Raw genomic sequence first — 24,503 nt, forward strand, 5'->3', positions numbered from 1 at the left:
TCCCTCACCCCGAGGTTTATATACGAAACCGGGGCCAGAACCGCCGTGTCGAAGGTTCCATTCAGCGACCTGGAAGCCGCTACGTACTGCCCGCGAAAACTCTACTATCGACGGACGGACGACATCACCGTCCCGGATATCGTCACTGAACGACGTGAACTCGCATATCAGTACGACCGATTGGTCGATGCGCCCACTTCCGAACTCGCAGACCTCCCGTTAGAAGTCTCACCCGCCCAGTTCCGGGAAAATCTCGAACGCGCAACACACCTCGAAGACTGGGAAATCCTCGCCGACCCATCGGAACGCAACCGACCCGTCGAGGGAAAGGATTGTCGCGGAATCGTCCACAAAGTCCTCGACGGCGACCCGCCAGTTCCGTCGATGATCTTCACCGGAACCCCGCCCGAAACGGGTATTTGGGAGCCACAGAGCGTCCGAGTCGTCGCCGCCGCGAAGGCGCTCTCGTGGGAGTACGAACGGATGATCGAACGCGCGTTCGTGGAGTATCCGGCACACGGTATTGTGCGTGAAATCGCCCTCTCGACGCGCCGGAAAGCGGCCTATCGGCGCGTTCTTCGCACCGCCCGCGCCATCGACGGCCCACCGCCGCGGCTGACGAACACGTCGAAATGCGACGCCTGTGAGTATCGGGCCGAATGCGGGGTGAAAACCAGAACGCTTCGCTCACTCCTCGGCGGCTAGCCACGCCTCGATCGCGTCGGCATTTTCGCCGCGGCGGAGGATCTCCCCCCGTTCGACGTTCACCACGGTGCTTCCGGTCCCGCCGGTTTCACCGCCGTCAATGACGACTGCGGCGGCATCTCGAATCTCGTCGTCGAGTTCGTCGAGCCGTGTTACGCTTCCCCGACCACTCACGTTGGCACTCGTGCTGGTGATGGGTGAGACTCGCCGGAGCAGTTCCAGCGCGAGCGGTTGGTCCGGAATCCGAACCCCGACGTGGGAGCGCCCACCTGTGAGGAGGTCCGGAACGACATCCCGTTTTTCACAGAGCACGGTCACCGGTCCGGGAAGGAACTCGTCCATGAACGCCGCTTCGCGGGTCGTCGGGCGGACGTACTCCCGTGCGGTCTCCACGTCCGGAACCGCGAGCGAAATCGGTTTCTCGCGCGCTCGTCGCTTTGCATCGAACACACGCTCGATGGCTGTCGAGTCCACTGCGTCGGCAGCGAGACCGTACACCGTTTCGGTGGGATAGACCACGAGATCGCCATCCCGAATGGCACGCGCCGCGCTGTCGAGTTCGTCGTCGTGCGTGTCGTCTCGTTCGTCGTTCATACCTGACGTTGTGGGTTCCACGAAAAAAGCGTAGCGTCGTCCGTTCCCGATTATCCTTCGATGGCGCTTTCGACTTCGTCGTAGTCCGGGAAGTCGGGCCATTCGGTCGCGACCCACGCGTACTCCACGGTGCGGTCCTCGTCCAACAGGAACATCGCCGGTCGCGGTTCGCTGATGCCTTCCATCCCGTCCAGGTCGTTCACGATGCCGTACGCTTCCGCGACATCGTTCGCGGGGTCGCTGAACAGACTGTACTCGATTTCGCGCTCCTCGATGAGGGTCTTGTGCTCGTACGGCGACGAGATCGACAGGCCGACGATCTGCACGTCGTATGTGTCGTCCCACGCGCGATCACGCAGTTCGTTCCACACGTAGGTCGCCGGGAACGCGCCGTCCATGCTGTGGAAGACGAGCAGCGTCCGTCCGTCGGCCGTGATATCCGAGAGGGAGGCGTTCTCCCAGAACTCCGTGTTGACCAGCGGGCGGGTGAAATCGGGGACCGTCTCGCCGATTTCCGGGTGGTCCGCTTCACCGAGTTCGACCACGTCGAAGTCAGGCATTATTCGGCTCCTCCGTAGGTGTTTTCGAGGTATTGGACGATGTTCGCGCTCTCACTCATCGTTACGCCCGTGTTCACGTCCACGATGGCCGGGACGGTTCGTTTGCCGCTGATGCGCTTGACGACGTTTCTATCCGAATGCATGGGTTCGATGAATCGCGACTGGTACGGGAGGTCGTACTCCTGTAGTTTTCGAACCACGCGCTCGCAGTACGGACACGCCTGCAGTCGATACAGCGTGATGGCCGGATTTGTCGCCTCGGTGCTCATACAGCCTGATTGGGCCGAAACACGTGTAAGGTCTTCGTTCTCGGCAGTTTCGATCGATATTTAGGAGGGAAAAGGATAAAGAGTTAATCCCGCTGACGGTCAAGATGGGTTATCAAATGGGACTCTCTCCGACACTCATCGCCCTCTCACAGACTGCGCCACTGAATAGTATGCTGGACGTTCAGCCCAACGGACCGATCGTCCGGTGGGGCGGGATCGTCCTCATTTTCGTGCTTCTCTTACTGTCTGCGTTCTTCTCCTCCTCGGAAATTGCCATGTTTTCGCTCGCGAAACACCGCATCGATGCGCTCGTCGAAGACGGCATTCCGGGTGCGAAAATAGTCAAATCTCTGAAAAGCGACCCTCATCGGTTGCTCGTGACGATCCTCGTCGGCAACAACATCGTCAACATCGCGATGTCGTCCATCGCGACGGTCATCGTTGGCTACTACTTCGACCCCGGTGTGGCCGTCCTCGTCTCCACGTTCGGCATTACGACGCTCGTCCTGTTGTTCGGAGAGATCGCCCCGAAATCGTACGCCGTCGAGAACACGGAATCGTGGTCGCTCAGAATCGCCCGACCGCTCAAGTACTCCGAGACGCTTCTCATGCCGCTCGTTATCCTCTTCGACCATCTCACGCGAGCGATTAACAGCGTCACGGGCGGCCAATCGGCCATCGAGACGTCGTACGTGACCCGCGACGAGATTCAGAACATGATTCAGACTGGCGAGCGCGAGGGTGTCATCGAGGAGGACGAACGCGAGATGCTCCAACGCATCTTCCGGTTCAACAACACCATCGCCAAGGAGGTGATGACGCCGCGCCTCGACATGACCGCCGTTCCCCAGGATTCGAGCGTTGACGAGGCCATCGAGACGCTCGTCCAGTCGGGTCACGAACGCGTTCCGGTGTACGAGGGGAGTCTGGACAACGTCATCGGCATCGTCACCGTTCGTGACCTCGTTCGGGAGAAGAACTACGGCGAGACGACGCCGGACGGACTGAAACTCAGCAACCTGATTCAGCCGACCCTCCACGTCCCCGAGAGCAAGAACGTGGACGAACTGCTGACGGAGATGCGCGAAAACCGGATGCAGATGGTCATCGTCATCGACGAGTTCGGAACGACGGAGGGACTGGTCACCATGGAGGACATGGTCGAGGAGATCGTCGGCGAAATCCTCGACGGCGAGGAAGAAGAGCCGATCGAGCGTATCGACGAGGACACCGTCATCGTCCGCGGCGAGGTCAACATCGATGAAGTGAACGAGGCGATGGGAATCGAACTGCCGGAGGGAGAGGAGTTCGAGACCATCGCCGGATTCATCTTCAACCGGGCGGGCAGACTCGTGGAGGAAGGCGAAGACATCGACTACGACGGGGTTCGCCTCCACGTCGAACAGGTCGAAAACACCCGTATCATGAAAGCCCGCATCTCGCGCTTGGATGACGATACAATCGACGAAACCATCGAGGAAGGCGTCGAATCCGGTGCAGAATAGCGGTCGCTGATGGCCGTTTACTGATCGCTCGAAAAAATGGATGTCACTCCGTCCGAACGACGGGGTGATTATTCGACCGGCGTTACTTCTTCCTCTTCTCGCACATGCTCTTCCCGCAACTGCTCTTCCTGTGCGTGGTCGAACTGGCCTTCACCGAGCGCGATGAGGAAAGTCCCCATGAGGTCGAGTGGCAACGTGAAGAACGTCACCAACCCCAGCACGCCTGCAGTCATGCTACCGTACCAGTTGTGACCCCGATACGCCGACGCGCCACCCGCGAACTCGATGACCGAGAACACGAGGACGACACCACCGGCAGTCGCAGCACCAAGCCCACTCAACCCGAGAAGCGAAATACCCGCACTCGTGATGAGGAGTCCAAGTCCAACGATCGCGCCGATAACCCCCGCTAACATCAGCAGGAAGCCGCCTGCCTTGTACGTTCGTGGCGTATACGTTATTTCTCTCTCAACTACTCGGTCTGTTGTTGCCATACTATTTCCCCCGTGTGGACGAAGGGGAGTTTCGCATTTAGCGCCGTCGTCCGTTTAAGAAATTAGATCCTTTTCTGACTCGCTCTGTCCCCCATTACTTCCATCTGACACAGTACGATTTCGTAAACGAACGTCGTACTTTTGCTGACCAAGCGTCTACAGGAGAAGGTGGTGAATCGATGGTGAATATTCCGCATCTCCGATTTCTGGACGACGACGAACAGGAAGAGCAAGCACACCCACTCGGTATACGAACGCTCCGAAAATCAGGTGGTTCGATAGTGGTCACGATTCCGCCGGACGTAATGGAGCTCGTCAACATGAGCGTGGACGACGATGTCGTCATACATGCGGCTTCCGACTCGATTACACTGACGAAGCTTCCGGAACAGGAGTAGCGAGTTTATCGGGGTGGTAATCGACCGTTGAACTGGGACGCGAAATGGCAACTGTTAATAGCCGGGCGTCGCCATTCAATGCAATGAAGGTAGTTTATATGCTACTGGCGTGCTGGTTCGTGTTCTCGCTCGTTGGCGCGACGTTTTTGTACTGGCACAACTCCACGGAACAGCTCACACAGTGGTAACTCTCGGTTTGTGAAGCGTACCGAACAACCGCTGTAATCGAATTAAAACGAAACGTTCGTTTCCATGCCGTCGGTCGCGTCGTCCAAACCGTCTTGTTGAATGTCTCCTGTCATTCTGTCGGATATCTCTCGGTCCTGTAATATGTTCTCGAACTCGTTTGTGTACTGTTGGTTCACCGCTCGTGCCTCGTCTTTGGCTTCGAGGACGCGCTGATAGTGTCGGACGGTTGCCTCGCTGACATCGAGTTCCCCTGCGCAATCGGCCGTCGAAACGTCGTCGTCGACGAGCATTCGGAGACGCTCGATCTCGAACGGAGTCTCGGTATCCGAGAGCGTGAACAGATGGAGATCGATCCGGGCACGGGCCACCGACTCTTCTCGTTCGCCGAGTTCGGCGGCGATTTCCTCGTCGTCGTCACCCGCGTAGAATCGCCGAACGACCGTCGCCAACTGCTCGTCGTCGAGCGTCGTGTTGAACTCGTACCGCTCCCTCATTTCCGTCACGACGGCGAGTAGCTGCTCTTGAATCTTCTCCTCCGTGCTGAGTGAGCCGTGCGCCTCCTCCTGCCGTTCCGTGACTGTCGCCTCGTCCGTCATATTCAGGAACATGTCACGGAGTTCCTCGGTCTTCTTATCCATAGCGCGTAGCTGATGCTTGGATCGTATAAAAACCTGTTGGGCGGTGTATGATATTTATCTCTGTCGTTTGAAACACACTCGCTCGTCAACCGAAGTCCTAATACCGGTTGACCGGAGATGGTCTTCCATGTCGACCGAAACCGAATCCGTCGAACTCGTCGGCGAGCAGATGGTCGGGAACATCGCCCGTACCGCGATGTTCGCCGCTATCATCGGTGCGTTCGCGTACGTTTCGTTTCCGAACCCACTGGCACCGAACATTCCCATCACCCTGCAAGTGCTCGGCGTTTTCCTCGCCGGAATCTTTCTCGGCCCACTTTGGGGGTCCGCATCGCTCGTCCTCTACCTCGTCGCGGGTGTCGTCGGTGCGCCCGTCTTCGCCAATGGCTCCGCCGGATTGGCCGAACTCCAGGGTTTGACCGGTGGCTACCTCATCTCGTACCCTTTCGCTGCCTTCGCCATCGGCGCAATCGTTCATAACGGGTTGACGCTCCGCGACCCCAAGTCCGCGAGCATCGTCCGCCTCGTCAGCGGTATGGTCGTCGGAACTGTTATCATCTACGCTTTCGGAACCGTCGGGTTCTCCTACTACGGCAACTACGGCCTCGTCGATGCGTTCATGCTCTCCGCTGTGGCGTTCATCCCCTTCGAAGCGGTCAAAATCGCTGCCGCAGTCGGTATCGTCAGGAGTGACCGCGTTACGGCCGAATAACGTCCGGAGAACGCTCGAATGATAACAACCGAAAACCTCGTCCATCGATTCGGCGACACGGCGGCGCTCGACGGCATCTCGCTCACGATTCCCGACGGCGAGTTCGTCGTGATTTCCGGCCCGAACGGGAGCGGCAAGACGACGCTCGTCCGTCATTTCAACGGTCTCCTCTCGCCCGATGGTGGGGCCGTTCTGGTTGACGAGACGCCAGTCGAGGACGACCTCGTTGCCGCTCGTACCCGCGTCGGGATGGTGTTTCAACATCCACGGGACACCTTTGTCTCGGCAACTGTCGGCGCGGACGTGGCCTTTGGTCCCGAAAATTTGGGTCTCTCCCACGAAGAAATCGAGAATCGGGTCCAAGAATCCTTATCCGCGGTCGGCATGGACGACCGTCGAGATGCACGAATCGACACTCTCTCGGGTGGCGAATGCCAGCGCGTCGCCATCGCCGGTGCGCTGGCGATGGACCCGGACCACCTCGTGCTGGACGAACCGTTCACCGGACTGGACGGTCCCGCCCGTGATTCCGTCGTCTCCCACCTCGCTACCCTCTCGGACCGCGGAACCGGAATCATTGTCGTCACGCACGATTTGCGCGATGTCTGGTCGCTCGCCGACCGCGCGGTTGCGATTCACGATGGCACCATCGCGGTTGACGGCCCACCCGAAACCATTGCGGACGACCTCGAACGACTCGGCATTCACACGCCTCGATTCGAACGGCATGATTCGAACACCACGAGATTCGAAACTCCATGACACTGGTGTATCGTTCAAGCGGCGCGTTCGCCGAACGCCTCGACTCGCGCGTGAAACTCCTGTTTCAGACGATATTCGCTCTCGTTGCACTCTCCCACACGACGCCGCTCGGGTTGGGCGTTCTGACAGTCGTGGTTGCCGTCGTCCTTCTCGGCGCTTCCACCTCCCCGCTGTGGGTCCTTCGCGAGTTTCGGTACGTGTTCCCGTTCCTCCTCGGCGGGCCAGCGTTCGCGGCGCTCACGCTCGGCCCGCCATGGGTCGTTCCGGCGGACGCCGTCGCGCCCGCATTGGCGAGTTATCGCGTCGTGCTCGTCCTCTGCGTGAGCGCGGCCTTCGTCCGAACCACGCCCGTTCGGGAGTCACGCGCGGCGATACAGTGGTTGCTTCCCGGTCGAGTCGGCCAGTTTTTGGGGATGGGCGTCGCCTTCGTCTTCCGGTTTCTCCCCGTCCTACAGTCCGACCTGCGCGCCATTCGGAACGCGATGGCCGCTCGCCTCGGCACCGAACGCTCGCTCGCCGAGCGGATGGAACTCGTCGGGTCGGCGGGACTGGCTCGGGCGTTCGACCGTGCCGACACGTTCTCGCTCGCGCTCCGCGCTCGCTGTTTCGCGTGGAACCCGACGCTCCCACGTCTGGCGATTTCGTGGCGTGACCTACCCGCTATTCTGCTGACAATATCGCTTCTCGTGTGGGCGTTCGTATAAACTCACAACACGTTTTCCATTCTCGCATGACGGCGTGGAGACGGTTGGGTGGCAAGATTTAAGCAAGTAGTCTCCTCCTGATAAAACATGGAAATCTTCGCGCTTTCGGAGGCGGGTCCGACGCGCCCAACGTTCTGGCGAATAGGTCCCATGGGCGAGGCAGTGTTTTATTTCCTCGCTATCGTGACCGTCGTCTACTTCCTCTACGGCGTCTACAACCGTTTCGCGCGGTACACGGACGGCGAAGAGGACTGGTTCGACCGGTTGGACGACCTTCCGGGACGGGTGACCCGTGCGGCGAAAACCGTCATCACGAACGAGAAGCAGTTCAACCGCGACCTGTACGGCGGACTGATGCACTCGTTCATCCTGTGGGGTTTTCTAACTCTGCTCATCGGGACGACGATCCTCGCCATCGACATGGACGGCTACCGGAAATTCACCCACTACTTCCTCGGCGGCGAGAAATCCTTCTTCGTCGGCAGCTTCTATCTGGCCTACTCGCTCGTGATGGACGCCATGGGGCTGCTGTTCGTCGTCGGTATCTCGATGGCGCTCTACCGCCGCTACTGGGTCCACAAGGAACGCCTCTGGGGCAAACACACGGGGCGAGAGGACGACCTATTCATCTGGACGCTGTTCCTGCTCGGCGTCGGCGGCTACCTGACCGAAGGCGTCCGTATCCTCGGCACCAGCGCCACCCGTAACGTGGACTTCGAGACGGTGAGCTTCGTCGGTTGGTTCGTCAAGGACGTGCTCTCGGCGGCGGGCGTCACCCCACAGGCGGCCACGACGTGGTATCCGGTCGCGTGGTGGTCCCACGCCCTCATCGCGCTCGTATTCATCGCCGCGATTCCCTACGCCAAACCGTTCCACATGCTGTCGTCGTTCGCCAACGTCGTCACGCGCGACGAGAAGGCGGGCAAACGACTCCCGGGCGTTCCCTCCGATGCCAGCCCGGACGAAATCGGTGCCTCCGACATCGATGACTTCTCGTGGAAACAGATTCTCGACCAGGACGCCTGTACGAAATGTGGCCGCTGTTCGTCGGTCTGTCCCGCGAACGCGTCCGGCCGTCCGCTCGATCCGCGCGACGTGATTCTCGATTTGAAGCAGTACCGTGAGAACCTCGACGCGGGCATGACCGACGAAAAGCCCATCATCGCCGACGGCGGCACCAGCGTCATCGACAGCAGCACGATGGAATCCTGTATGGCCTGCATGGCTTGCATGGACGCTTGCCCGGTCGAAATCGAACATCTCAACTCTTTCACGGAGATGAATCGTCGGCTGACCGAATCCGGTCAGATGGACGCCAACGTGCAGGACGCGATGATGAACGTCTTCCAGAACGGCAACGCGTTCGGCGACCCCGAACGCCGCCGCCCCGAGTGGACCGAGGAACTCGACTTCGAGATTCCCGACGCCCGCGACGAGGACGTGGAGTTCCTCTGGTACGTCGGCGACTACCCGTCCTACGACGAGCGCAACCGCCGCGTCGCCCGCTCGCTCGCCACCATCTTCCACGAGACGGGCATCTCCTACGGCATCCTCTACGAGGACGAGCAGAACGACGGCAACGACGTGCGCCGCGTCGGCGAGGAAGGTCTCTATGAAATGCTCGTCGAGGACAACGTCGCCGCGTTCGATGAATGCGAGTTCGACAAAATCGTCTGTACCGACCCGCACAGCTACAACACGTTCAAAAACGAGTATCCGGAGATGGCCGACGACTTCGACGCGCCGGTCTACCACTACACGCAGGTCGTCGAAGAACTGTTCCGGTCCGACCGACTGGGACTCTCCGGAAACGAACTCGACTACACGGTCACCTACCACGACCCGTGTCACCTCGGACGCTACAACGACGAGTACGAGGCACCGCGCGAAATCGTAAAAGGCACCGGTTGTACCCTAGACGAGATGCCGCGCAACCGCTCCAACTCGTTCTGCTGTGGCGGCGGCGGTGGCGGCCTCTGGATGGATTTGGAGGAGACCTCCAAGCCGAGCGAGGAGCGCATCCGCGAAGCACTCGAAGACACCGACGCCGGAGCGGGTGTCGAGAAGTTCGTCGTCGCCTGCCCGATGTGCATGACGATGTACGAGGACGGAAGAAAAACGGGCGGCTACGAGGACGACATCGAAATCATCGACGTGGCCGAACTCGTCGTGGAAGCGCTCGGCGCTGAAGAGAAGATTCAGGTCTCGGCCTGAACTCGTCGATTTTCGCGTTTGGTTTTTACTCGGACGAGCGACGCCGCCAGTTCGAACGATGGAGACCCCCACCGTCCAGCAGCGTGACGGCGAGTGCTGTCGCTGCCGCGAGCAGTCCCGTCGGATTCGGGACGAACAGCGGTCCGAGTACCGCGCCCGCAGAGAGACCGATCAACGCACAAACAACTGTTCGAATTCTGATTGTATAAATAGATTGACAATAATGGGATGAAGAAAATCGCTTTCGAACGTTCCACACTCCGACCGTGACCGGGTTACTCATCTTTCCTCCGAAAATGGTTAGAATCATAATAATTATGCGGAACGAGGCCCACCGCACGGACGATGAACTCCCTCCTCTTCGACCTCGCAGCGTTTAGTTTCATTACGCAACTCGTCGCGCTCTACATCCAGTACCGCCAAGAAAAACCCCGAATCGTCCTCGCCACGTGGTCCAGCTACACCCTCTTCTGGGCGTATCTCGCCGTGACGCAGTTCTTCGAACTTCGTTTCGCTACCATCGGACTTGGGGTTCTACTGGTGGCTATCCTCGCGCTCACTGCCGTTACAGTCCATCGTCAACTTCGAAACAACCGAACGCAGTCCGCCTGATACTCGAACTCACTTCTTCTCTTTTTCCTACTCCTCCCGCGCCCCTCCGACCGCACGGGCGATGAGACCGGCCTGTGCGCCCGCCACGAAGCCAGCGTCGATGTTTACGGTGGAGAGGACGGTACAGGACTGCAACATCCCCGAGAGCGCCGCTTCGCCGCCGCTAGCGTGGCCGTAGCCGTTCGAAACGGGGAGTCCGATGACGGGCGTGTTCACGAGTCCGGCGACGACCGTGGGCAGGGCACCCTCGCGGCCAGCGGCGACGACGAGCGCGTCCACCGCGCGGAGGGTGTCCACCTCGTCCAGCATCCGGGCGATGGACGCCACGCCGACGTCGTGCAGTTCCTCGATGGTCGCACCCATCTCCGCCGCGATGACGGCCGCTTCCCCGGCGGGAATCGCGTCGCTCGTACCGGCGCTGACGACGCCGACCGTCGCGTCGATGTTCGGTACCTCGAACTCCGGTCCGTGTGCGACGAGCAAGTTCGCCCGGTCGTGAATCGTTACGGTGGCGTCGGGGTGATCGGCGTCGAGGCGACGACGGACCGCTTCGGTGTGTTCCTCGTCCGCTCGCGTGACGAGCGCTCTGCCTGCCGTTTCGACGGCCGTCGCGGAGAGTTCGGCGACTTCGCTCGGCGTCTTTCCATCGCAGAGAACCGCCTCCGGTACGCCACGGCGTGTCTCGCGGGCGGCATCGAACCGTCCGGCACCGTTCGTCGCGTATCCGGTCAACTTCGCTTCCGCTTCGGCGACACTGACTTCGCCGTCCGCGACCGATTCGAGTAGTTCGCGCATATTCGGGACTTTGTGGCCCTCCTACTCCGTTCTATCGTCTTCGGTCACTCGATACTACTTCACTTAAAGCTTGTGGCTATCTCGACAGAGTAGGTCACATTCTTCGACTCGTGGCTGTTCACCGCATAATTTGGGAAGCTTTATTAACTGGGCTACGGAACGTGAATCCTGTATGGCAGACCTTATTGTCAAAGCGGCTGTGAAGGAAGCGCTCGACGACAAAAACGTTGCCTCGGACTTCTACGACGCACTCGACGAGGAAGTCGCAGGACTTCTCGAGGACGCCGCACGACGTGCTGAGGAGAACGACCGAAAGACGGTCCAGCCCCGCGACCTGTAAATCGGAAACATCCTTTCATTCATTTTTTGATCGCCGACCAGCGACGGCGTTCCTCGAAATAGCGCCTTCGACGCTAGGATCGCCGTACTTCGACACCATCGTCCGTTCCGACGTGTATCTCGTCGGCCATTCCGACGAACAGTCCGTGTTCGACCACACCCGGAAGCGCCGAGAGTTCACACGCGAGTTCGGCCGGTGAGTCGATGGCTCCGAACTCGCAATCGATGACGAGGTTCCCGTTGTCCGTGACGACCGGCCCGTCCTTGTGCGCCGCTTCGCGCAGACTCGGCTCGCCGCCCAGGCGGCGAACCTCGTCGGCGACGGTCGTCCGCGCGGCAGGGAGCACTTCGAGCGGTACGGGATGGGTTAATCGCTCGTCAGCCTTGCTCGGATCGGCGACGACGAGGAATCGCTCCGCCGCACCGTCCACGATTTTCTCCCGAGCGTGTGCCCCGCCGCCGCCCTTGATCAGGTCGCCCCCGGCGAACTGGTCGGCACCGTCGATGGCGACGTCGACGGTTTCGACCGAATCGAGATCGGTGAGTGGAATCCCTTCCTCCTGTGCGAGTTGCCGCGATTGGAACGACGTCGGGATTCCCCGTATGTCGAGTCCGGCATCCACCATCCGTCCGAGCGCCCGAATCGCGTACGCCGCCGTACTGCCCGTCCCCAATCCGACTACCATTCCATCCTCGACTGCTTCCGCCGCGTTCTCGCCCGCATTCCGCTTCGCTTCGTCGCTTCCACCCGTCGTTTTCATATTCGTGGAAATCGGTGCACGGCGGAAAAAGGTTGCTAGCCCGAGGGGGAGACATTCGCCCCGTTAAATAAACTGGATTTTCGAAGGGTCAATTACAGGTTCGCATCTCTCATACAACTATTCGGATGTGGTTCCCCACATTCGGGAGGAGGGAACTCGGTTCCTCTTGGGTTACGCCCGAGTCGATCTTCGAACGGGAACGCGCCCGGTTGTACCGTCATCTGTCGTCACTCGGATCGAAACGTCGCCCGAGCGTGTTCCCGTGACTCATTGCTCCGCGTCGTTCATACCTGCTTGCGTCAGTCTTCGAACGGTAGAACGCCGGGTTCCTCGACGACGACCCACCAGTGGTAGTCCGCTTTGGGATGTCGGCGCTCTACGTGTTCTCGTAGCGTCTCGCCCTGCTCGAAGTCACGCCCACAGAGGTTACAGCGGTGATGTCGCTTTCGCGCCATGGAACTAGAACGCCGTTGAAACGCTAAAACTCGTCGCCCGCTCATGTACTGTCCTCCTGTTTCCATCGTCTCTCCGCCCGACTCGTCGCGTCATAGATTCCGTCAGCTATCGCCGTCCCCCATAGCACTATTGTGCCCGCTCGCGTACTCTCCCGCATGCCACGCGAAGAACTGGTACACGCAGCAGAGGAACTGAAACACGCCAGTGCCGACGCCTCCGGCGAGGTCAAAGAACGCCTCGAATCACAGGCCGACACGCTTCAGTCGCTCGCTCAGGCCGACCAGGGTCCGGACCACGGCCGACTCGCCCGAATCATGCACGCCCTCTCGGAACTCAAGGAGGACGCGGACGAAGACACCGCCGAGCGTATCCAGAGCGCGTACGACCACGTCGAGGCGCACCGTGAGACCGTCAGCGGCGTCTGATCTTTTATCCCGTAGCGAGCACAAGATCTATTACTGACTCTTTTCTTCCAGTAATTATCATGAAACGACGCGCGTTTCTCTCCGCAATCAGCGTCGGCCTTGCCGGAGCCGCTGGTTGTGCCTCCAAACTCCCCGGATCCGCCAAAATTGGTTCCCATCAATCGACAAAAACCAGTCGTTGTGAACACAATACACCGACGAATACGACGAAACCGACGAAGGAGAACATACAGCTCAATTACAGTTGCATCCGCAACGCTGACCACGTCCAGCAGGAATCGTTCACCTTCGTCAACACTGGTGACACACGCGTCGACTTTTCCGGCTACCGCGTTGCCTTCGAGAAAGAGAGCATGTACAAAATCGACGGTCCCGTACTGCTTCCGAACGGCGAACTAACGATCATCACCGCCAGCAACAGTTCGACAACATCTCCAAAACCGTATTGTGCTAACCACGTCGTTCAGCACCACTTGAAAAGGCCGCTGTTCGCGGATTATCACGCCAGTGTTGCGCTGGTGGCCCCCGACGGGACACGCGTACTCACACGGGCGTTCGACTTGCCGCGTTCGAACTGAAAAACCGCTTTCCGAACTCAGCAAACTGGTTTCGGATTCACGCCCATCGACTCCAGTGACTCGGTGTACTCGTCATAGGCCGCTGTAATCGCGTCTTTCGCTGCCTCTTTTGCCGTTTCCCAGTCCTCGTCCGAATCACAGCGTTCGTCTAACAGCGTGAGCGTGTCGTTCAACTGCTCGTCGAGGTCACCGTTCAAATCGCGGAACAACTGGGCCGTCTTCGGGTCGGCCTTTCCGGTAAAGAAGCCAGTCAGCTGTTTTTTCGATTTCTCGCTCGCCAGCGTGCGCCCGACGAATCCGCCGAGGCGCTCGATGGTGTCGTCCAATCCACGGAGATACTCGTGCAACGCAGGCGTCTCGTTCGGTTCGTGATCGTCTACCTTTCCGGAGACGCGCTCGTAGTGGCCGTTCTCGACCTCCGCGATGCCGGCGAACAGTTCGCTCGCGTCCTCGTCTCCCTCGTCGTCGGCCCATCCGCCGAACGTCTGAGCGGCGGCATACTCGGAGTCGGCGGCGGCATCGAACACCTCGTCAGGCTCCATCTCTCCGCCGGTCGCGGCGTAGAGCGACTTTGATGACCCCAGGCGGGAGAGGGCGGTTTCGTTTTCCTTTCGCACGGCGTCGAGGAATTCCTCGGAATTCATACGCCACGGTACGAAGGCGCGCGGCTTGTAATCACCGACCCCGGTAACGGGTCAGTCCATATCGTCCAACGAGACGAACACGTCGGCGTCGGCGGTTATCCAACTCGCCATCCGTTCGAAGCGGGTCGCCTCTTCCGGGTAAATCGTACATCTGTCCGGTTGTCCGTCGTACTCCACAACGACGGATGCGAGTTCGAACGACCGTTCGTCAACGGCGTTCCGTTTCGATTCGGACCGTGTATCGACAGTATGGAAATGTCCTGTCATTGTGTCCTCGGGGGCGTCCCGGCGACGCCGTACTATTGAGATTCGGCCCGCTCTCAATAACCCCTGCTAGTTGTTCTCAATAGCGCTCGGGAGCGGTGGGGAGCTATCGACCGCCTGAGACGTGACTGTCGGGCGTGGATCGTCCGAAGAAAACGTGCGTCGTTGGTGGCCGACTCAGTTGCCGGTCTCGATGGGTGCATCCACGAGGTTGCCCCATTCGGTCCACGACCCGTCGTAGTTGACGACGTTGTCGTAGCCGAGCAGTTCCGAGAGTGCGAACCACGCGATGGACGAGCGCTCGCCGATACGGCAGTAGGCGACGACCTCTTGGTCGTTCGTGACGCCTTCGCTCTCGTACAGGTCACTGAGTTCGTCGGCGGATTTGAACGTCCCGTCGTCGTTCACGGTGGCTGCCCACGAGATGTTCGATGCGCCGGGGACGTGGCCGCCGCGCTGGGCCGTCTCCTGGAGTCCTGGGGGCGCGAGGATTTCGCCGCTGTACTCCTCGGGCGAGCGAACGTCCACGAGCGGGACGCCGCGGTCGATGGCCTTCTCCACGTCGTCGCGGTAGGCGCGGATGCCCTCGAATGGGCCACGAGCATCGTACTCGACTTCGGGGTACGATGGGACCTCGTCGGTCGTCGGATAGCCGTTTTCGAGCCAGTAGTCGCGGCCACCGTCGAGGAGCTTCACGTTCTCGTGGCCGTAGTACTTGAACTGCCAGTAGGTGTAGGCCGCGAACCAGTTGGAGTTGTCCCCGTAGAGGACGACGGTGGTGTCGTCCTCGATGCCGTGACTGCCGAGGAGGTCCTCGAAATCGTCCTTTTCGAGGATGTCACGCGTGGTCTGGTCCTGGAGCTGTGTCTCCCAGTTGAAGCCGACTGCGCCCGGCGCGTGGGCGTCGTCGTAGGCTTCCGTATCAACGTCGACCTCTACGAGTCGGTAATCGGTATCGTCGCTCTGGAACTCGTCGAGGTGGTCTTCCACCCAGTCCGCGCTGACGAGTACGTCCTTGGCGTAGTCACTGTTGCTCATGCACGTTCCCCTTTCTACGCTCGGGTTATATTCTTGTTACTGCCGGAAGGTTCCGCCTTCTGTCGAGCTTCCCGGCAAGAATACCCGGTATCTCGCGGGGGAATCCCCGTTTTGCCGCTATCCGTGGCTCATCGCGCATGAACGGCACCTGACAACCGGCAAAATGTTCCGGCACCTCCAGTCGAATGCCGGTTTCGACGGAACCCGGAGGGCTAAGACGCTGGCGTCGGTATCGAGGGATAATGCACGAGAACGTCGTCGTCTCCGCCGATTGGCTCGCCGAGCGACTGGGCGATATCCACGTCGTGGACGTCCGCGACGCGTGGGAATACGAGGGAATCGGTCACCTACCCGGTGCGGTGAACATCCCGTTCGACGAATTTCGCTCGGCCGATGCGGACGATGCGGGAATGCTCCCCGGTGCCGAGACGTGGTCCGACCTCCTCGGCAACGTCGGTATCAGCGAGGACGATACCGTCGTCGCGTACGACGACATGCACGGGGTGTTCGCGGCGCGATTCCTCGTCACCGCCGAACTGTACGGACACGAAGTGCTCCACCTCCTCGACGGGGATTTCAGCGCGTGGCAACGCGACCACGAAACGACGACCAACGCTCCCTCTCCCGCTCCCGTTTCCTACGACGTACGGGAACCGGAATCCTCCCCGCTCATCGGCCGCGAGGAGGTCGAAGCCGCGATCGACGACCCGGATTCCGTTCTCGTCGATACTCGCGACCCGGACGAGTTCGCCGAGGGCCATCTCCCGAGCGCCGTCAACGTCGATTGGCTCGACCTCGTTGACGACGAATCCCGCGGCCTGAAGTCACCGGACGAACTCCGTTCGATTCTCGAATCCAACGGTGTCACCCCCGACAAGCGGGTGATCCTCTACTGCAACACCGCCCGTCGAATCAGCCACACCTACGTCGTCCTCTCTTCGCTCGGCTACGACGACCTCGGCTTTTACGAGGGCAGTCTCACCGAGTGGACGGAGGCCGACGGGAAACTCGAACGGGACTGATTCTTTCTATTTATCCTATATCTGTTGGCTGACGAAGAGCGAAATGCGTGTCAGTTTCCATCCCAGTAACGCCCGTTGCCGTCGTTGTAACGCCCAATACGGCTCGGTATCGGTGATGCCCGTATAGTGAGGGGTGCTTGCTCGTGAGAACCTAACCGGGATAGTTTTCCATTGGCACCCGAAACGGTCGCTCCCATTTATCTTCGGCTCCGGCCTATAGCCTGTCACCCCGGGAGGGGGGAAAAGGGATGACTGAGAGAGAACAACAAGACGCAGAAAACGTCGAATCGGAAGAACGTCGCTCGTTCATGAAGAAAGGCGCGCTCGCGACAGGCGCGCTCGCGTTGGGATTAGGCAGTGCCGGGAGCGCCTCGGCACAGGGCCGAAACGTGTTGGTGTACACCTACGACTACCACCCGAACGTGCAGTTCCGCGTCGTCAACTCGCTGGAGAAATCGACGACCGTTCGACTGCTCGAAAAACCGGGTGGCGGCAACGTCCCAGAGATCACCCAGCCGGACAACTACAACGGCTACATCATCCGCTACCTGCTTGGCGGCGGTGGCGGCGGGCAGGGACAGATAACCACGTTCATGTTCGCACAAGGTGTGTCCCTAAACCAGGGCGACACCCGACAGTTCAGTGGTGACGCGTCTGTCTTCAGCAGCACGCTCAACCTGCTTAGCACCAACCTGCGGTGAGACGAGCCGATTCGAGTTGTATCGGGGGGAAACAAGCGGTTCGGTACCCATTTTTCGGTGACGTAATTCACGGGAAGAGCCGTAGCGGTACCGACATCACGGGCGGATTTCAGTACGCTGGAGGAATACATGGACAACGAACACGAAGCAGGGATGCCGCGGTGGAGCGCTCGAGTAGACGATTCGGTTCGACCCCAACGAACCAGACCGTCGGGGGACGTATTGGTGTTCACCCGGGACTTTTTCCCGAACGTCCCGTTTCGAATCGTCGCTCAGCTTCCGGCAATCATCACGGTGACGATCCTCGACGAACCACCGGACGGGACACAGGTGATTTCACAACCCGACGAGTACAACGGCTACGTCATCACCTACGATTTCCATCGGACACCCATCTTCGTCTTTCTGTTCTCCCGACGCTATCTGCCGACGAGCGATCGATACCGGTTCGGCGACGATGCGACCTACTTCAGCAGCAACTTGGATCTGCTCGAAGTGTCCGTGGGGGTCGACTGAGGATCGTTTCGTTCGCTCCCGTCCGCGCGGACGATCGCCCCACTATTCCTGCCCATCTTAGTCTTCCATCCCACTATACTCGCCCATCTTAGTCTGCCTGTTCATCCAGATTCTCTCGAATAAAACGCTAGAATACATAATACTCCTTGTAGACGATTGCTCTGCATTCAGGAATACTGATTTTTACTATGTGTATGTCCATTATCCTTATTGTGTGGGCGTTTGTCCGGAATTAGCAGATGAAATCGAATGTTGTTCGATACTCCGACGTACAGGTAGAAGATTTCAGGGTGATCGACGAATATGGTTCATAAAAAGGAAGAATGGAAAGGTGAGTTGTACGGTGACGCGGTAAGAGACAAAATTCTCGAATTCGCCGAGAACGGTTGGCAGTCGATTCCGGAAGACGAGCGTGATGCGTGGTTCTCGCGGTTCAAATTCTGGGGCCTGTTTCACCAGCGAACCGGGCAAGAAAGCTATTTCATGATGCGTCTGACCAACTGCGGCGGCATCCTCGAACCGGGGCAACTGCGCGCCATCGGGGAAGTCGCACGTGAGTACGCGACCGGCCCAGCCGAGAACCCCGAGTTCGGGAACGGGTTCGTGGATTTCACGACGCGCCAATCGATTCAGCTCCACTGGATAAAGTTGGAGCACGTCCCCGAAATCTGGAATAAGCTAGAAGCCGTCGGCGTCTCGTCTCGCTCCTCCGGTGGGGATACGATGCGAAACATCTCCGGATGTCCCGTCGCGGGTAAAGACGAACACGAGTACGTCGAGACCCGGGAGTTGCTCGACCGAATCCAGTCACAGTTGCGCGACGATGACGTACTATGTAACATGCCGCGGAAGTTCAACATCTCCGTGACGGGTTGTCGGGAGGGTTGTGCACAGGATTCCATCAACGATGTCGCTTTGGAACCCGCACGAAAGCTCATCGACGGGACGCGAGTGAAGGGATTCAACATGCGCGCTGGCGGCGGTCTCGGCGGACGCGAACCCCGCCGTGCACGGTCGCTCGACGTCTTCGTCACGCCCGATAACGCCTACGAAATCGTCCGCGCGTTCGTCGAACTGTATCACGAGGAGGGCAACCGACAGAACCGACGGAAAAATCGTGGCCGCTTCTTCGTCGACGACTGGGGAACCGACGACATCCGCGAGGAACTCACCGAGCGGGTCGACTTCCCGCTCCATCACGCCGGAACGGACCTGCGTGATCAGTACACGTACAACGCCGGAAAGCAGGACGAACGGGGAAAACACGATCACGTCGGCGTCCACGAACAAGCCGACGGTGACTACTACGTCGGCCTCAACGTCCCGGTCGGACGCGTCACCGCCGACGAGGCCATCGACCTCGCCGACCTCGCCGACGAGTACGGGAGCGGCGAAATCAGACTCACTCGACGACAGAACCCGATCATCGTGGACGTCGACGACGCACGACTCGACGACCTGCTCGCCGAACCCCTGCTACAAACGCATACGCCCGAACCCACGGCGTTCACTCGCGGGGCGATGGCGTGTACAGGAACGGAGTTCTGCTCGCTCGCGCTCACCGAGACGAAGGCACGGACGGCCGAGATGCTTCGATGGTTCCGGACGAACGTCGAGCTTCCCGACGACGTTTCACAGCTGAAGATCCACTTTTCGGGCTGTACCGCGGATTGCGGGCAAGCCATGACAGCGGATATCGGCTTGCAGGGGATGCGCGCTCGAAAGGACGGAGAAATGGTCGAGGCGATGGATGTCGGCGTTGGCGGCGGAATCGGCGACGAACCGTCGTTCATCGAGTGGGTCCACCAGCGTGTCCCGGCCGACGAGGTGCCCGGACTCATCGCGAACCTCGTTGAAGCATTCGTCGCACTCCGAGAGGAAGAACAGACCTTCCGCGAGTGGGTCGATGCGACCGGCCACGAGTCCATCATCGAACTCGCCGAACCCGAAGAGACGAGCTACGAGGACCCCTGTCTTCACGACGCAAAGCAGGCCTGGTACCCGTTCGAGAACGGCGAAAGTCCGGCTCCGACCGCACCGGACGGCACACCGATCTCCAGTAATGACTGAGCACATTCACCGCCTTCGACCCGCCGTTCGGTCGAACTCGAATTTCAACGAGGCAACGCTCACATGAGAAACACTGTCCCGACGACGTGTATGCGGTGTGCGGTCGGCTGTGGTCACGTCAACCAAAGCGTCGACGTTGGCTACGGCATCGACATCGTTCGCGGTGACGTTGCCCATCCGGTTAACCAGGGACTCGCCTGTCAACGCGGTATCCGCGAGAGCAAGGAGCCAGAGGGCAGGTGGTTGACGCGCCCACTGATTCGGGAGGGTGACGAACTCCTCCCCACGACGTGGGACGTCGCCCTCGGTCGCGTGGTGGAACGATTCGCATCCACCATCGGACGCGACCGGGACGGCCTCGCCGTTCTCGGGAGCGGACAACAGACCAACGAAGCCGCGTACGCCCTCGGAAAGTTAGCCCGCGGCGGGTTTGGAACCCGGTACTACGACGCCAACACGACCCTCTGTATGGCCAGTGCGGTGACGGCCTACTACGACGCCTTCGGGAGCGACGCGCCGCCATGCACCTACGACGACATCCCGGACGCCCGTAGTCACGTCGTCTGGGGAGCGAACCCCGCCGTCGCCCACCCGGTCATGTTTCGTTGGATTCAGGAAAGTGCCAACGACGACAGCAGGCTGATCGTCGTCGATCCGGTCGAATCCGAGACGGGAACCGTCGCGGACACACACGTTTCACCCGACCCTGGCGGGGACCTCGCCCTCGCGCGCGCCGTATTGGCCCGTCTGGTCGAACGGGACGCGATAGACGACGCGTTCATCGACGCCGCGACTACCGGTTTCGACGCACTCCGCGCCGACCTCCCGACGGCGGAGGAGGGAGCGACGACCGCTGGCGTCGCCCTCGACGTCGTAGACCAACTCGCCGACGCGTTCGCGGACTCGACGCTTCTCTACTGGGGGATGGGCGTCAATCAGAGCACGCAGGGAACCGCGACGGCGGGTGCCCTGATAGACCTCTGTTTGGCGACCGGTAATCTCGGCCCCGGAACGGGACCGTTCTCGCTGACCGGGCAAGCGAACTCCATGGGGACGCGCGTCTGTTCGTCCAAGGGAACGTGGCCCGGTCACAGGTCGTTCGACGACCCCGACGAACAGGCCGTCGTCGCCGACGCGTGGGACATCTCCACGGAGCGTCTCCCCGACGACGCCGGACCCGGTCCGGTCGGAATCGTCGAAGCCGTCGACGACGGGCCGGTCGAAACGGTTTGGACCGTTGCGACGAACCCCGTCGCCGGGTTGCCCGATGCGGGGACCGTCCGCGAGCGACTGGACGAGGCGTTCCTCGTCGTGCAGGATGCCTTCCGAACCGAGACCGTCGAACTGGCCGACGTCGTCCTCCCCGCCGCAACCTGGGGCGAGACGGACGGAACGACCATGAACATGGAGCGACGCGTCTCCCGCGTTCGGTCCGTAACGGGGACGCCGACGGGTGTCCGAACCGACCTCGACATCATCATCGCCATCGCCGAAGGAGTCGTCCCCGGGTTGATGGGTCGTTCGAACCCGAGGGACGTGTTCGAGGAACTGACCACGCTTACGGCGGGCACGTCGGCGGACCTCTCGGGAATCAGCTACCCCCGTCTCGAAGAGGAGAAGGCCGTCCGTTGGCCCGCGCCCGACCCGACATCGAGTGGTGGTTACCGCTACCACGACGACGGGGACTGGTCGTTCGCAACCCCGACCGGCCGCGCCCGATTCTCGACCGCCACCCATCGAGGCCTTCCGGAACCGACCAACGAGGAATTCCCGCTCACACTGACGACGGGACGGACCGCCGACGGGTACAACACCGGCGTCCGCTCCCGACCGCCGGAGGCGGACGCCCCACCGCTCGTGCGTGTGCATCCGGACACGCTCGACTCCCTCGACATACACGGGGAAACCGCCGTCGTCACCTCTCGACGAGCCGAAATCCCCGTTCGAACCGACCCGAATTCGGCGGTTCCACGGGGTGTCGTTTGGCTCTCGATTCACCATCCGCGGACGAACGAACTGACACTTCCCGCTACCGACCCTCGTTCCGACGAACCGAACTACAAACAGTGTGCGGTACGGCTTGCACCGCGACCGGACGAGCGTACCGTGGCGAACCGAGCGGAGGTGACGGGAGATGACTAACAAGGTTGAACAGTTGATAATCGCCACTGTCGGGTTCTTCTGGGCGTTTTTGATGTGGTTCTCCACTGCCGCATTCAGCACGAGTATCGGGACGTTCTACGGTCTCACGACCGGCCAACTCGCCTTGCTCGCGAGTTCGGCCATCTGGCTCGCGCCGCCCGGACGCGTCATCGCGGGCTGGTTGGCGGACCGTCTCGGCGCGCACAACACGTTCGCGATGATTCTCGCGTACTCCGGTGTGGTGAGTATCGCGTCCTCGTTCGCCGCGAGCTATCAAGTGCTGTTCGTGGAGCGCCTCGTCGTCGCCTCGGCGGGAATCAGCTTCGTCGTCGGTATCCAGCATGTCGCACAGTGGTTCGACGAGCACGAAATCGGAACGGCGGAGGGACTGTACGCCGGAACCGGAAACGTCGGTGCTGGTGTCGGCGCGCTGGTACTCCCACGACTCTACGGCACCCACTTCGGCGATGCCTTCCTCCACCTCGGAATCGGTGCGCTCGTCATCGCGGCCGTCTACAAGTGGCGCGGCCAACCCGCGAAGGACCGTGCGACCGCCGAAGCCGCACGACAAAACACGTCCTTCAGCGACACGATGTACGTCTGGACGCGGTACGCCGCGATCGGACTCATGCTGGCCTACGCGATGTCGTTCGGTTTGGAAATCTCGATGAACTCGTGGTTGCCGACTTACTACGCGGACGGCTTTGCGGCGTCCATTCGACACTTGGGATTCACCGACACGTCGTCCATCCAAGTCGCCGCGGGAACGTTCGCCGCCGTTCAGTCGTTCAACGCGTCGTTGTGGCGACCGTTCTCGGGCTACATGTCCGATCTCTGGCAGCGAAACGGATGGACGCCGTATCCGATTCTCGCCACTGACAAGCCGTACTCGCCGCGCATTCACTGGCTGTTGACCGCCCTCATACTCATCACGGTATTGATGATCGTGCTCACCGTCGTGGGTCTCCTCGGCGTCCTTCCGCTGTCGGTGGTCGTTCTGGCCTTCTCCGGAATCGCGGTGAGCTTCGGTACCGGCGGTGTGTTCGCCATCGTTCCCCTCGTTTTCCCGGACCGTCCGGGGACGGCGTCGGGGTTCATCGGAGGCATCTCCACGACCGGGGGTATCGTCTACCCGCTCATGTTCGGCCTCATGCCGAACGTTCACGTGGGATACGCTTTCGTCGCCGTCGTGTTCTTCGTTCCCATCATGCTGTTTTACCTGTGGGCGATGCGCTCACAGTCGGGAATCGGCGACCACGGCATCGGCTCCCGCGAACGGTGGCTCGGCGACGGACCGGCACCGAATGCGTCTACGGGAGGTGATGACTGATGACGGAATACGACTCGTGGTACAAGTGGGGAAAAGCCACGCTGTACGTCGAGATGCTGATCGCAGTGCTCGTGACGGTCTTCTCGCTGTACATGGCCTTTAACGGCATGGCGGGATGGTTGGTCTAAAATGACTGTTAACCGGACATCATCGGCGGGGTCCAAACCATGAGTACGACCACGGGTACCGTTCATCTCGTCGGCGCTGGGCCGGGTGATCCGGAACTCCTCACGGTCAAGGCCCGGCGGTTGCTCGACGAAGCGGACGTTATCCTTCACGATTCGCTCGTCGGCGACGAGGTCGTCGAATCGTTCCCCGACCATGCGACCGTCGTTCACACGGGTAAACGCGCCGACGGCGAACGAACGTCACAGGCGGAAATCAACGACACGATGGTCCGGGAGAGTCGTACCGGAAACGATGTCGTTCGATTGAAAGGCGGTGATCCGACCGTCTTCGGGCGCGGCGGTGAGGAGGCGGAATATCTCGCACGCCACGGGATACGGTTCGAAATCGTCCCCGGCGTGACGAGCGCTATCGCTGCCGGTGAAGTTGCCGGTATCCCAGCTACCCATCGCAACTGCTCGTCCACCCTTACCGTCGTTACCGGACACGAGGACCCCACCAAGGACGACACCTCTCTCGACTGGGAGGCGCTCGCCGCGAATGTCGAGGCGGGCGGAACGCTCGTGATTCTGATGGGGGTCGGCCGTTTCTCCGACAACGTCGCCGCGCTCAGTTCGCACGGACTCGACACCGGGACACCTGTCGCGATGGTGGAGCGCGCGACTCTGCCCGACGAACGAGTCGTTACTGGGACCTTGGATACGGTCATCGAACGTGCGAGAACTGCCGACGTGAGACCTCCGGCGGTCACTATCGTCGGCGACGTGGTCCGCGTCCGCGAGACCGTCGAACACTGTTTGGCCAGTGCCACCGGGTCGTTTCTCGCATCGTGGACATCACCGCCGTCAGCAGTCGATGAAATCGAAAGCGCGAACCGCGGCGAATAGTTCGAATCGGTTCGGAACCACCATCAGCAAGCGAACGAGGAATCGTTCGTCCC

31 protein-coding genes are annotated in these 24,503 nt (G+C 60.5%); 19 read left to right on the forward strand and 12 right to left on the reverse strand.

Annotated features, from left to right (window positions below; all coding sequences use genetic code 11):
- The first annotated feature begins 45 nt into the window (after nucleotides 1-45).
- A complete protein-coding gene (locus NKF25_RS01250) occupies nucleotides 46-705 on the forward strand; it encodes a hypothetical protein (protein WP_253224927.1) in 660 nt (219 codons plus the stop codon).
- On the opposite strand, the gene NKF25_RS01255 is transcribed toward NKF25_RS01250, so the two are convergent.
- From NKF25_RS01255 to NKF25_RS01265, 3 genes are read right to left on the reverse strand one after another with little or no spacing between them, the layout of a single operon-like run.
- Nucleotides 688-1,299 carry an L-threonylcarbamoyladenylate synthase gene (locus tag NKF25_RS01255; protein WP_253224928.1) on the reverse strand — a complete coding sequence of 204 codons (612 nt, stop codon included), beginning with the start codon at nucleotides 1,297-1,299 and terminating at the stop codon, nucleotides 688-690. The genes NKF25_RS01250 and NKF25_RS01255 overlap by 18 nt on opposite strands.
- Nucleotides 1,300-1,349: 50 nt before the next feature.
- Nucleotides 1,350-1,862 (reverse strand): redoxin domain-containing protein, encoded by a 513-nt coding sequence (locus NKF25_RS01260; RefSeq protein WP_253225577.1) that lies wholly within the window; start codon nucleotides 1,860-1,862, stop codon nucleotides 1,350-1,352.
- Nucleotides 1,859-2,128, reverse strand: coding sequence for a glutathione S-transferase N-terminal domain-containing protein (locus tag NKF25_RS01265; protein WP_253224929.1), 270 nt, complete (start codon nucleotides 2,126-2,128; stop codon nucleotides 1,859-1,861). The genes NKF25_RS01260 and NKF25_RS01265 overlap by 4 nt, the downstream gene beginning before the upstream one ends.
- Before the next feature lie 116 nt (nucleotides 2,129-2,244).
- On the opposite strand from NKF25_RS01265, the gene NKF25_RS01270 reads away from it, so the two are divergent.
- Complete coding sequence (locus NKF25_RS01270; RefSeq protein WP_253224930.1) at nucleotides 2,245-3,633, forward strand: hemolysin family protein; 1,389 nt, start codon at nucleotides 2,245-2,247, stop codon at nucleotides 3,631-3,633.
- A gap of 68 nt (nucleotides 3,634-3,701) precedes the next feature.
- On the opposite strand, the gene NKF25_RS01275 is transcribed toward NKF25_RS01270, so the two are convergent.
- Nucleotides 3,702-4,127, reverse strand: a complete 426-nt coding sequence (locus NKF25_RS01275; protein WP_253224931.1) for a hypothetical protein — start codon at nucleotides 4,125-4,127, stop codon at nucleotides 3,702-3,704.
- Nucleotides 4,128-4,306: 179 nt separating this feature from the next.
- On the opposite strand from NKF25_RS01275, the gene NKF25_RS01280 reads away from it, so the two are divergent.
- Nucleotides 4,307-4,525 carry an AbrB/MazE/SpoVT family DNA-binding domain-containing protein gene (locus tag NKF25_RS01280; protein WP_150123039.1) on the forward strand — a complete coding sequence of 73 codons (219 nt, stop codon included), beginning with the start codon at nucleotides 4,307-4,309 and terminating at the stop codon, nucleotides 4,523-4,525.
- A 230-nt stretch (nucleotides 4,526-4,755) separates the two neighbouring features.
- Here NKF25_RS01280 and NKF25_RS01285 read toward each other — a convergent pair whose 3' ends face one another.
- Nucleotides 4,756-5,352, reverse strand: a complete 597-nt coding sequence (locus NKF25_RS01285) for a conditioned medium-induced protein 4 (RefSeq protein ID WP_253224932.1) — start codon at nucleotides 5,350-5,352, stop codon at nucleotides 4,756-4,758.
- Nucleotides 5,353-5,479: 127 nt separating this feature from the next.
- Between NKF25_RS01285 and NKF25_RS01290 the strand changes: the two genes are divergently transcribed.
- The 4 genes from NKF25_RS01290 (at nucleotide 5,480) to NKF25_RS01305 (ending at nucleotide 9,744) form a co-directional block, all read left to right on the forward strand.
- The gene (locus NKF25_RS01290) at nucleotides 5,480-6,064 is read left to right on the forward strand and encodes a biotin transporter BioY (RefSeq protein ID WP_253224933.1); all 585 of its coding nucleotides are present in this window, start codon (nucleotides 5,480-5,482) and stop codon (nucleotides 6,062-6,064) included.
- 18 nt (nucleotides 6,065-6,082) lie between these two features.
- Nucleotides 6,083-6,826 carry an ABC transporter ATP-binding protein gene (locus NKF25_RS01295; protein WP_253224934.1) on the forward strand — a complete coding sequence of 248 codons (744 nt, stop codon included), beginning with the start codon at nucleotides 6,083-6,085 and terminating at the stop codon, nucleotides 6,824-6,826.
- Nucleotides 6,823-7,530, forward strand: a complete 708-nt coding sequence (locus NKF25_RS01300) for an energy-coupling factor transporter transmembrane component T (RefSeq protein ID WP_253224935.1) — start codon at nucleotides 6,823-6,825, stop codon at nucleotides 7,528-7,530. Before NKF25_RS01295 ends, NKF25_RS01300 begins: the two co-directional genes overlap by 4 nt.
- Nucleotides 7,531-7,617: 87 nt before the next feature.
- The gene (locus NKF25_RS01305) at nucleotides 7,618-9,744 is read left to right on the forward strand and encodes a (Fe-S)-binding protein (RefSeq protein ID WP_253224936.1); all 2,127 of its coding nucleotides are present in this window, start codon (nucleotides 7,618-7,620) and stop codon (nucleotides 9,742-9,744) included.
- Between the two features lie 25 nt (nucleotides 9,745-9,769).
- On the opposite strand, the gene NKF25_RS01310 is transcribed toward NKF25_RS01305, so the two are convergent.
- Entirely contained in the window at nucleotides 9,770-9,919 is a 150-nt protein-coding gene (locus NKF25_RS01310; protein ID WP_253224937.1) for a hypothetical protein, read from the reverse strand.
- Nucleotides 9,920-10,089: 170 nt separating this feature from the next.
- On the opposite strand from NKF25_RS01310, the gene NKF25_RS01315 reads away from it, so the two are divergent.
- Nucleotides 10,090-10,356 carry a hypothetical protein gene (locus NKF25_RS01315; protein ID WP_253224938.1) on the forward strand — a complete coding sequence of 89 codons (267 nt, stop codon included), beginning with the start codon at nucleotides 10,090-10,092 and terminating at the stop codon, nucleotides 10,354-10,356.
- Nucleotides 10,357-10,383: 27 nt separating this feature from the next.
- Here the strand turns inward: NKF25_RS01315 and larB are convergent, their stop codons facing one another.
- A complete protein-coding gene (larB, locus tag NKF25_RS01320) occupies nucleotides 10,384-11,151 on the reverse strand; it encodes a nickel pincer cofactor biosynthesis protein LarB (RefSeq protein WP_253224939.1) in 768 nt (255 codons plus the stop codon).
- A gap of 172 nt (nucleotides 11,152-11,323) precedes the next feature.
- Here larB and NKF25_RS01325 point away from each other — a divergent pair, with 172 nt between their 5' ends.
- On the forward strand, nucleotides 11,324-11,491 hold the full coding sequence (locus tag NKF25_RS01325) for a DUF1931 family protein (protein WP_066140253.1): 168 nt from the start codon (nucleotides 11,324-11,326) through the stop codon (nucleotides 11,489-11,491).
- 73 nt (nucleotides 11,492-11,564) lie between these two features.
- Here NKF25_RS01325 and rpiA read toward each other — a convergent pair whose 3' ends face one another.
- Both rpiA and NKF25_RS01335 read right to left on the reverse strand, forming a co-directional pair.
- Nucleotides 11,565-12,251: a ribose-5-phosphate isomerase RpiA gene (rpiA, locus tag NKF25_RS01330; RefSeq protein ID WP_253224940.1), complete on the reverse strand. Its 687-nt coding sequence runs from the start codon at nucleotides 12,249-12,251 to the stop codon at nucleotides 11,565-11,567.
- A 299-nt stretch (nucleotides 12,252-12,550) separates the two neighbouring features.
- Nucleotides 12,551-12,706, reverse strand: coding sequence for a hypothetical protein (locus tag NKF25_RS01335; protein WP_253224941.1), 156 nt, complete (start codon nucleotides 12,704-12,706; stop codon nucleotides 12,551-12,553).
- Nucleotides 12,707-12,862: 156 nt separating this feature from the next.
- On the opposite strand from NKF25_RS01335, the gene NKF25_RS01340 reads away from it, so the two are divergent.
- Together NKF25_RS01340 and NKF25_RS01345 are read left to right on the forward strand one after the other, a co-directional pair.
- Nucleotides 12,863-13,132 (forward strand): hypothetical protein, encoded by a 270-nt coding sequence (locus tag NKF25_RS01340; protein ID WP_253224942.1) that lies wholly within the window; start codon nucleotides 12,863-12,865, stop codon nucleotides 13,130-13,132.
- 59 nt (nucleotides 13,133-13,191) lie between these two features.
- Nucleotides 13,192-13,710 (forward strand): lamin tail domain-containing protein, encoded by a 519-nt coding sequence (locus tag NKF25_RS01345; RefSeq protein WP_253224943.1) that lies wholly within the window; start codon nucleotides 13,192-13,194, stop codon nucleotides 13,708-13,710.
- Nucleotides 13,711-13,727: 17 nt separating this feature from the next.
- Here NKF25_RS01345 and NKF25_RS01350 read toward each other — a convergent pair whose 3' ends face one another.
- The 3 genes from NKF25_RS01350 to NKF25_RS01360 all read right to left on the reverse strand — a co-directional run bounded on the left by NKF25_RS01350 (nucleotide 13,728) and on the right by NKF25_RS01360 (nucleotide 15,656).
- The gene (locus NKF25_RS01350) at nucleotides 13,728-14,354 is read right to left on the reverse strand and encodes a rubrerythrin family protein (protein ID WP_253224944.1); all 627 of its coding nucleotides are present in this window, start codon (nucleotides 14,352-14,354) and stop codon (nucleotides 13,728-13,730) included.
- Nucleotides 14,355-14,405: 51 nt separating this feature from the next.
- Nucleotides 14,406-14,621, reverse strand: a complete 216-nt coding sequence (locus tag NKF25_RS01355) for a hypothetical protein (protein WP_253224945.1) — start codon at nucleotides 14,619-14,621, stop codon at nucleotides 14,406-14,408.
- A 174-nt stretch (nucleotides 14,622-14,795) separates the two neighbouring features.
- Nucleotides 14,796-15,656: a sulfurtransferase gene (locus NKF25_RS01360; protein ID WP_253224946.1), complete on the reverse strand. Its 861-nt coding sequence runs from the start codon at nucleotides 15,654-15,656 to the stop codon at nucleotides 14,796-14,798.
- 242 nt (nucleotides 15,657-15,898) lie between these two features.
- Here NKF25_RS01360 and NKF25_RS01365 point away from each other — a divergent pair, with 242 nt between their 5' ends.
- The 8 genes from NKF25_RS01365 to cobA all read left to right on the forward strand — a co-directional run bounded on the left by NKF25_RS01365 (nucleotide 15,899) and on the right by cobA (nucleotide 24,450).
- Complete coding sequence (locus tag NKF25_RS01365; protein WP_253224947.1) at nucleotides 15,899-16,678, forward strand: sulfurtransferase; 780 nt, start codon at nucleotides 15,899-15,901, stop codon at nucleotides 16,676-16,678.
- Between the two features lie 248 nt (nucleotides 16,679-16,926).
- Nucleotides 16,927-17,379, forward strand: coding sequence for a twin-arginine translocation signal domain-containing protein (locus tag NKF25_RS01370; protein ID WP_253224948.1), 453 nt, complete (start codon nucleotides 16,927-16,929; stop codon nucleotides 17,377-17,379).
- Between the two features lie 129 nt (nucleotides 17,380-17,508).
- The gene (locus tag NKF25_RS01375; RefSeq protein ID WP_253224949.1) at nucleotides 17,509-17,895 is read left to right on the forward strand and encodes a hypothetical protein; all 387 of its coding nucleotides are present in this window, start codon (nucleotides 17,509-17,511) and stop codon (nucleotides 17,893-17,895) included.
- A gap of 303 nt (nucleotides 17,896-18,198) precedes the next feature.
- Complete coding sequence (locus tag NKF25_RS01380) at nucleotides 18,199-19,965, forward strand: ferredoxin--nitrite reductase (protein ID WP_253224950.1); 1,767 nt, start codon at nucleotides 18,199-18,201, stop codon at nucleotides 19,963-19,965.
- A 63-nt stretch (nucleotides 19,966-20,028) separates the two neighbouring features.
- Complete coding sequence (nasA, locus tag NKF25_RS01385) at nucleotides 20,029-22,107, forward strand: assimilatory nitrate reductase NasA (RefSeq protein WP_253224951.1); 2,079 nt, start codon at nucleotides 20,029-20,031, stop codon at nucleotides 22,105-22,107.
- Nucleotides 22,100-23,437 carry an MFS transporter gene (locus NKF25_RS01390; protein ID WP_253224952.1) on the forward strand — a complete coding sequence of 446 codons (1,338 nt, stop codon included), beginning with the start codon at nucleotides 22,100-22,102 and terminating at the stop codon, nucleotides 23,435-23,437. The genes nasA and NKF25_RS01390 overlap by 8 nt, the downstream gene beginning before the upstream one ends.
- The gene (locus NKF25_RS24125) at nucleotides 23,437-23,565 is read left to right on the forward strand and encodes a hypothetical protein (RefSeq protein WP_255359047.1); all 129 of its coding nucleotides are present in this window, start codon (nucleotides 23,437-23,439) and stop codon (nucleotides 23,563-23,565) included. Before NKF25_RS01390 ends, NKF25_RS24125 begins: the two co-directional genes overlap by 1 nt.
- Before the next feature lie 39 nt (nucleotides 23,566-23,604).
- Nucleotides 23,605-24,450, forward strand: a complete 846-nt coding sequence (gene cobA, locus NKF25_RS01395) for a uroporphyrinogen-III C-methyltransferase (protein WP_253224953.1) — start codon at nucleotides 23,605-23,607, stop codon at nucleotides 24,448-24,450.
- Nucleotides 24,451-24,503 lie beyond the last annotated feature (53 nt).

Source organism: Haladaptatus sp. AB643 (assembly GCF_024136975.1).
Classification (GTDB): Archaea; Halobacteriota; Halobacteria; order Halobacteriales; family Haladaptataceae; genus Haladaptatus.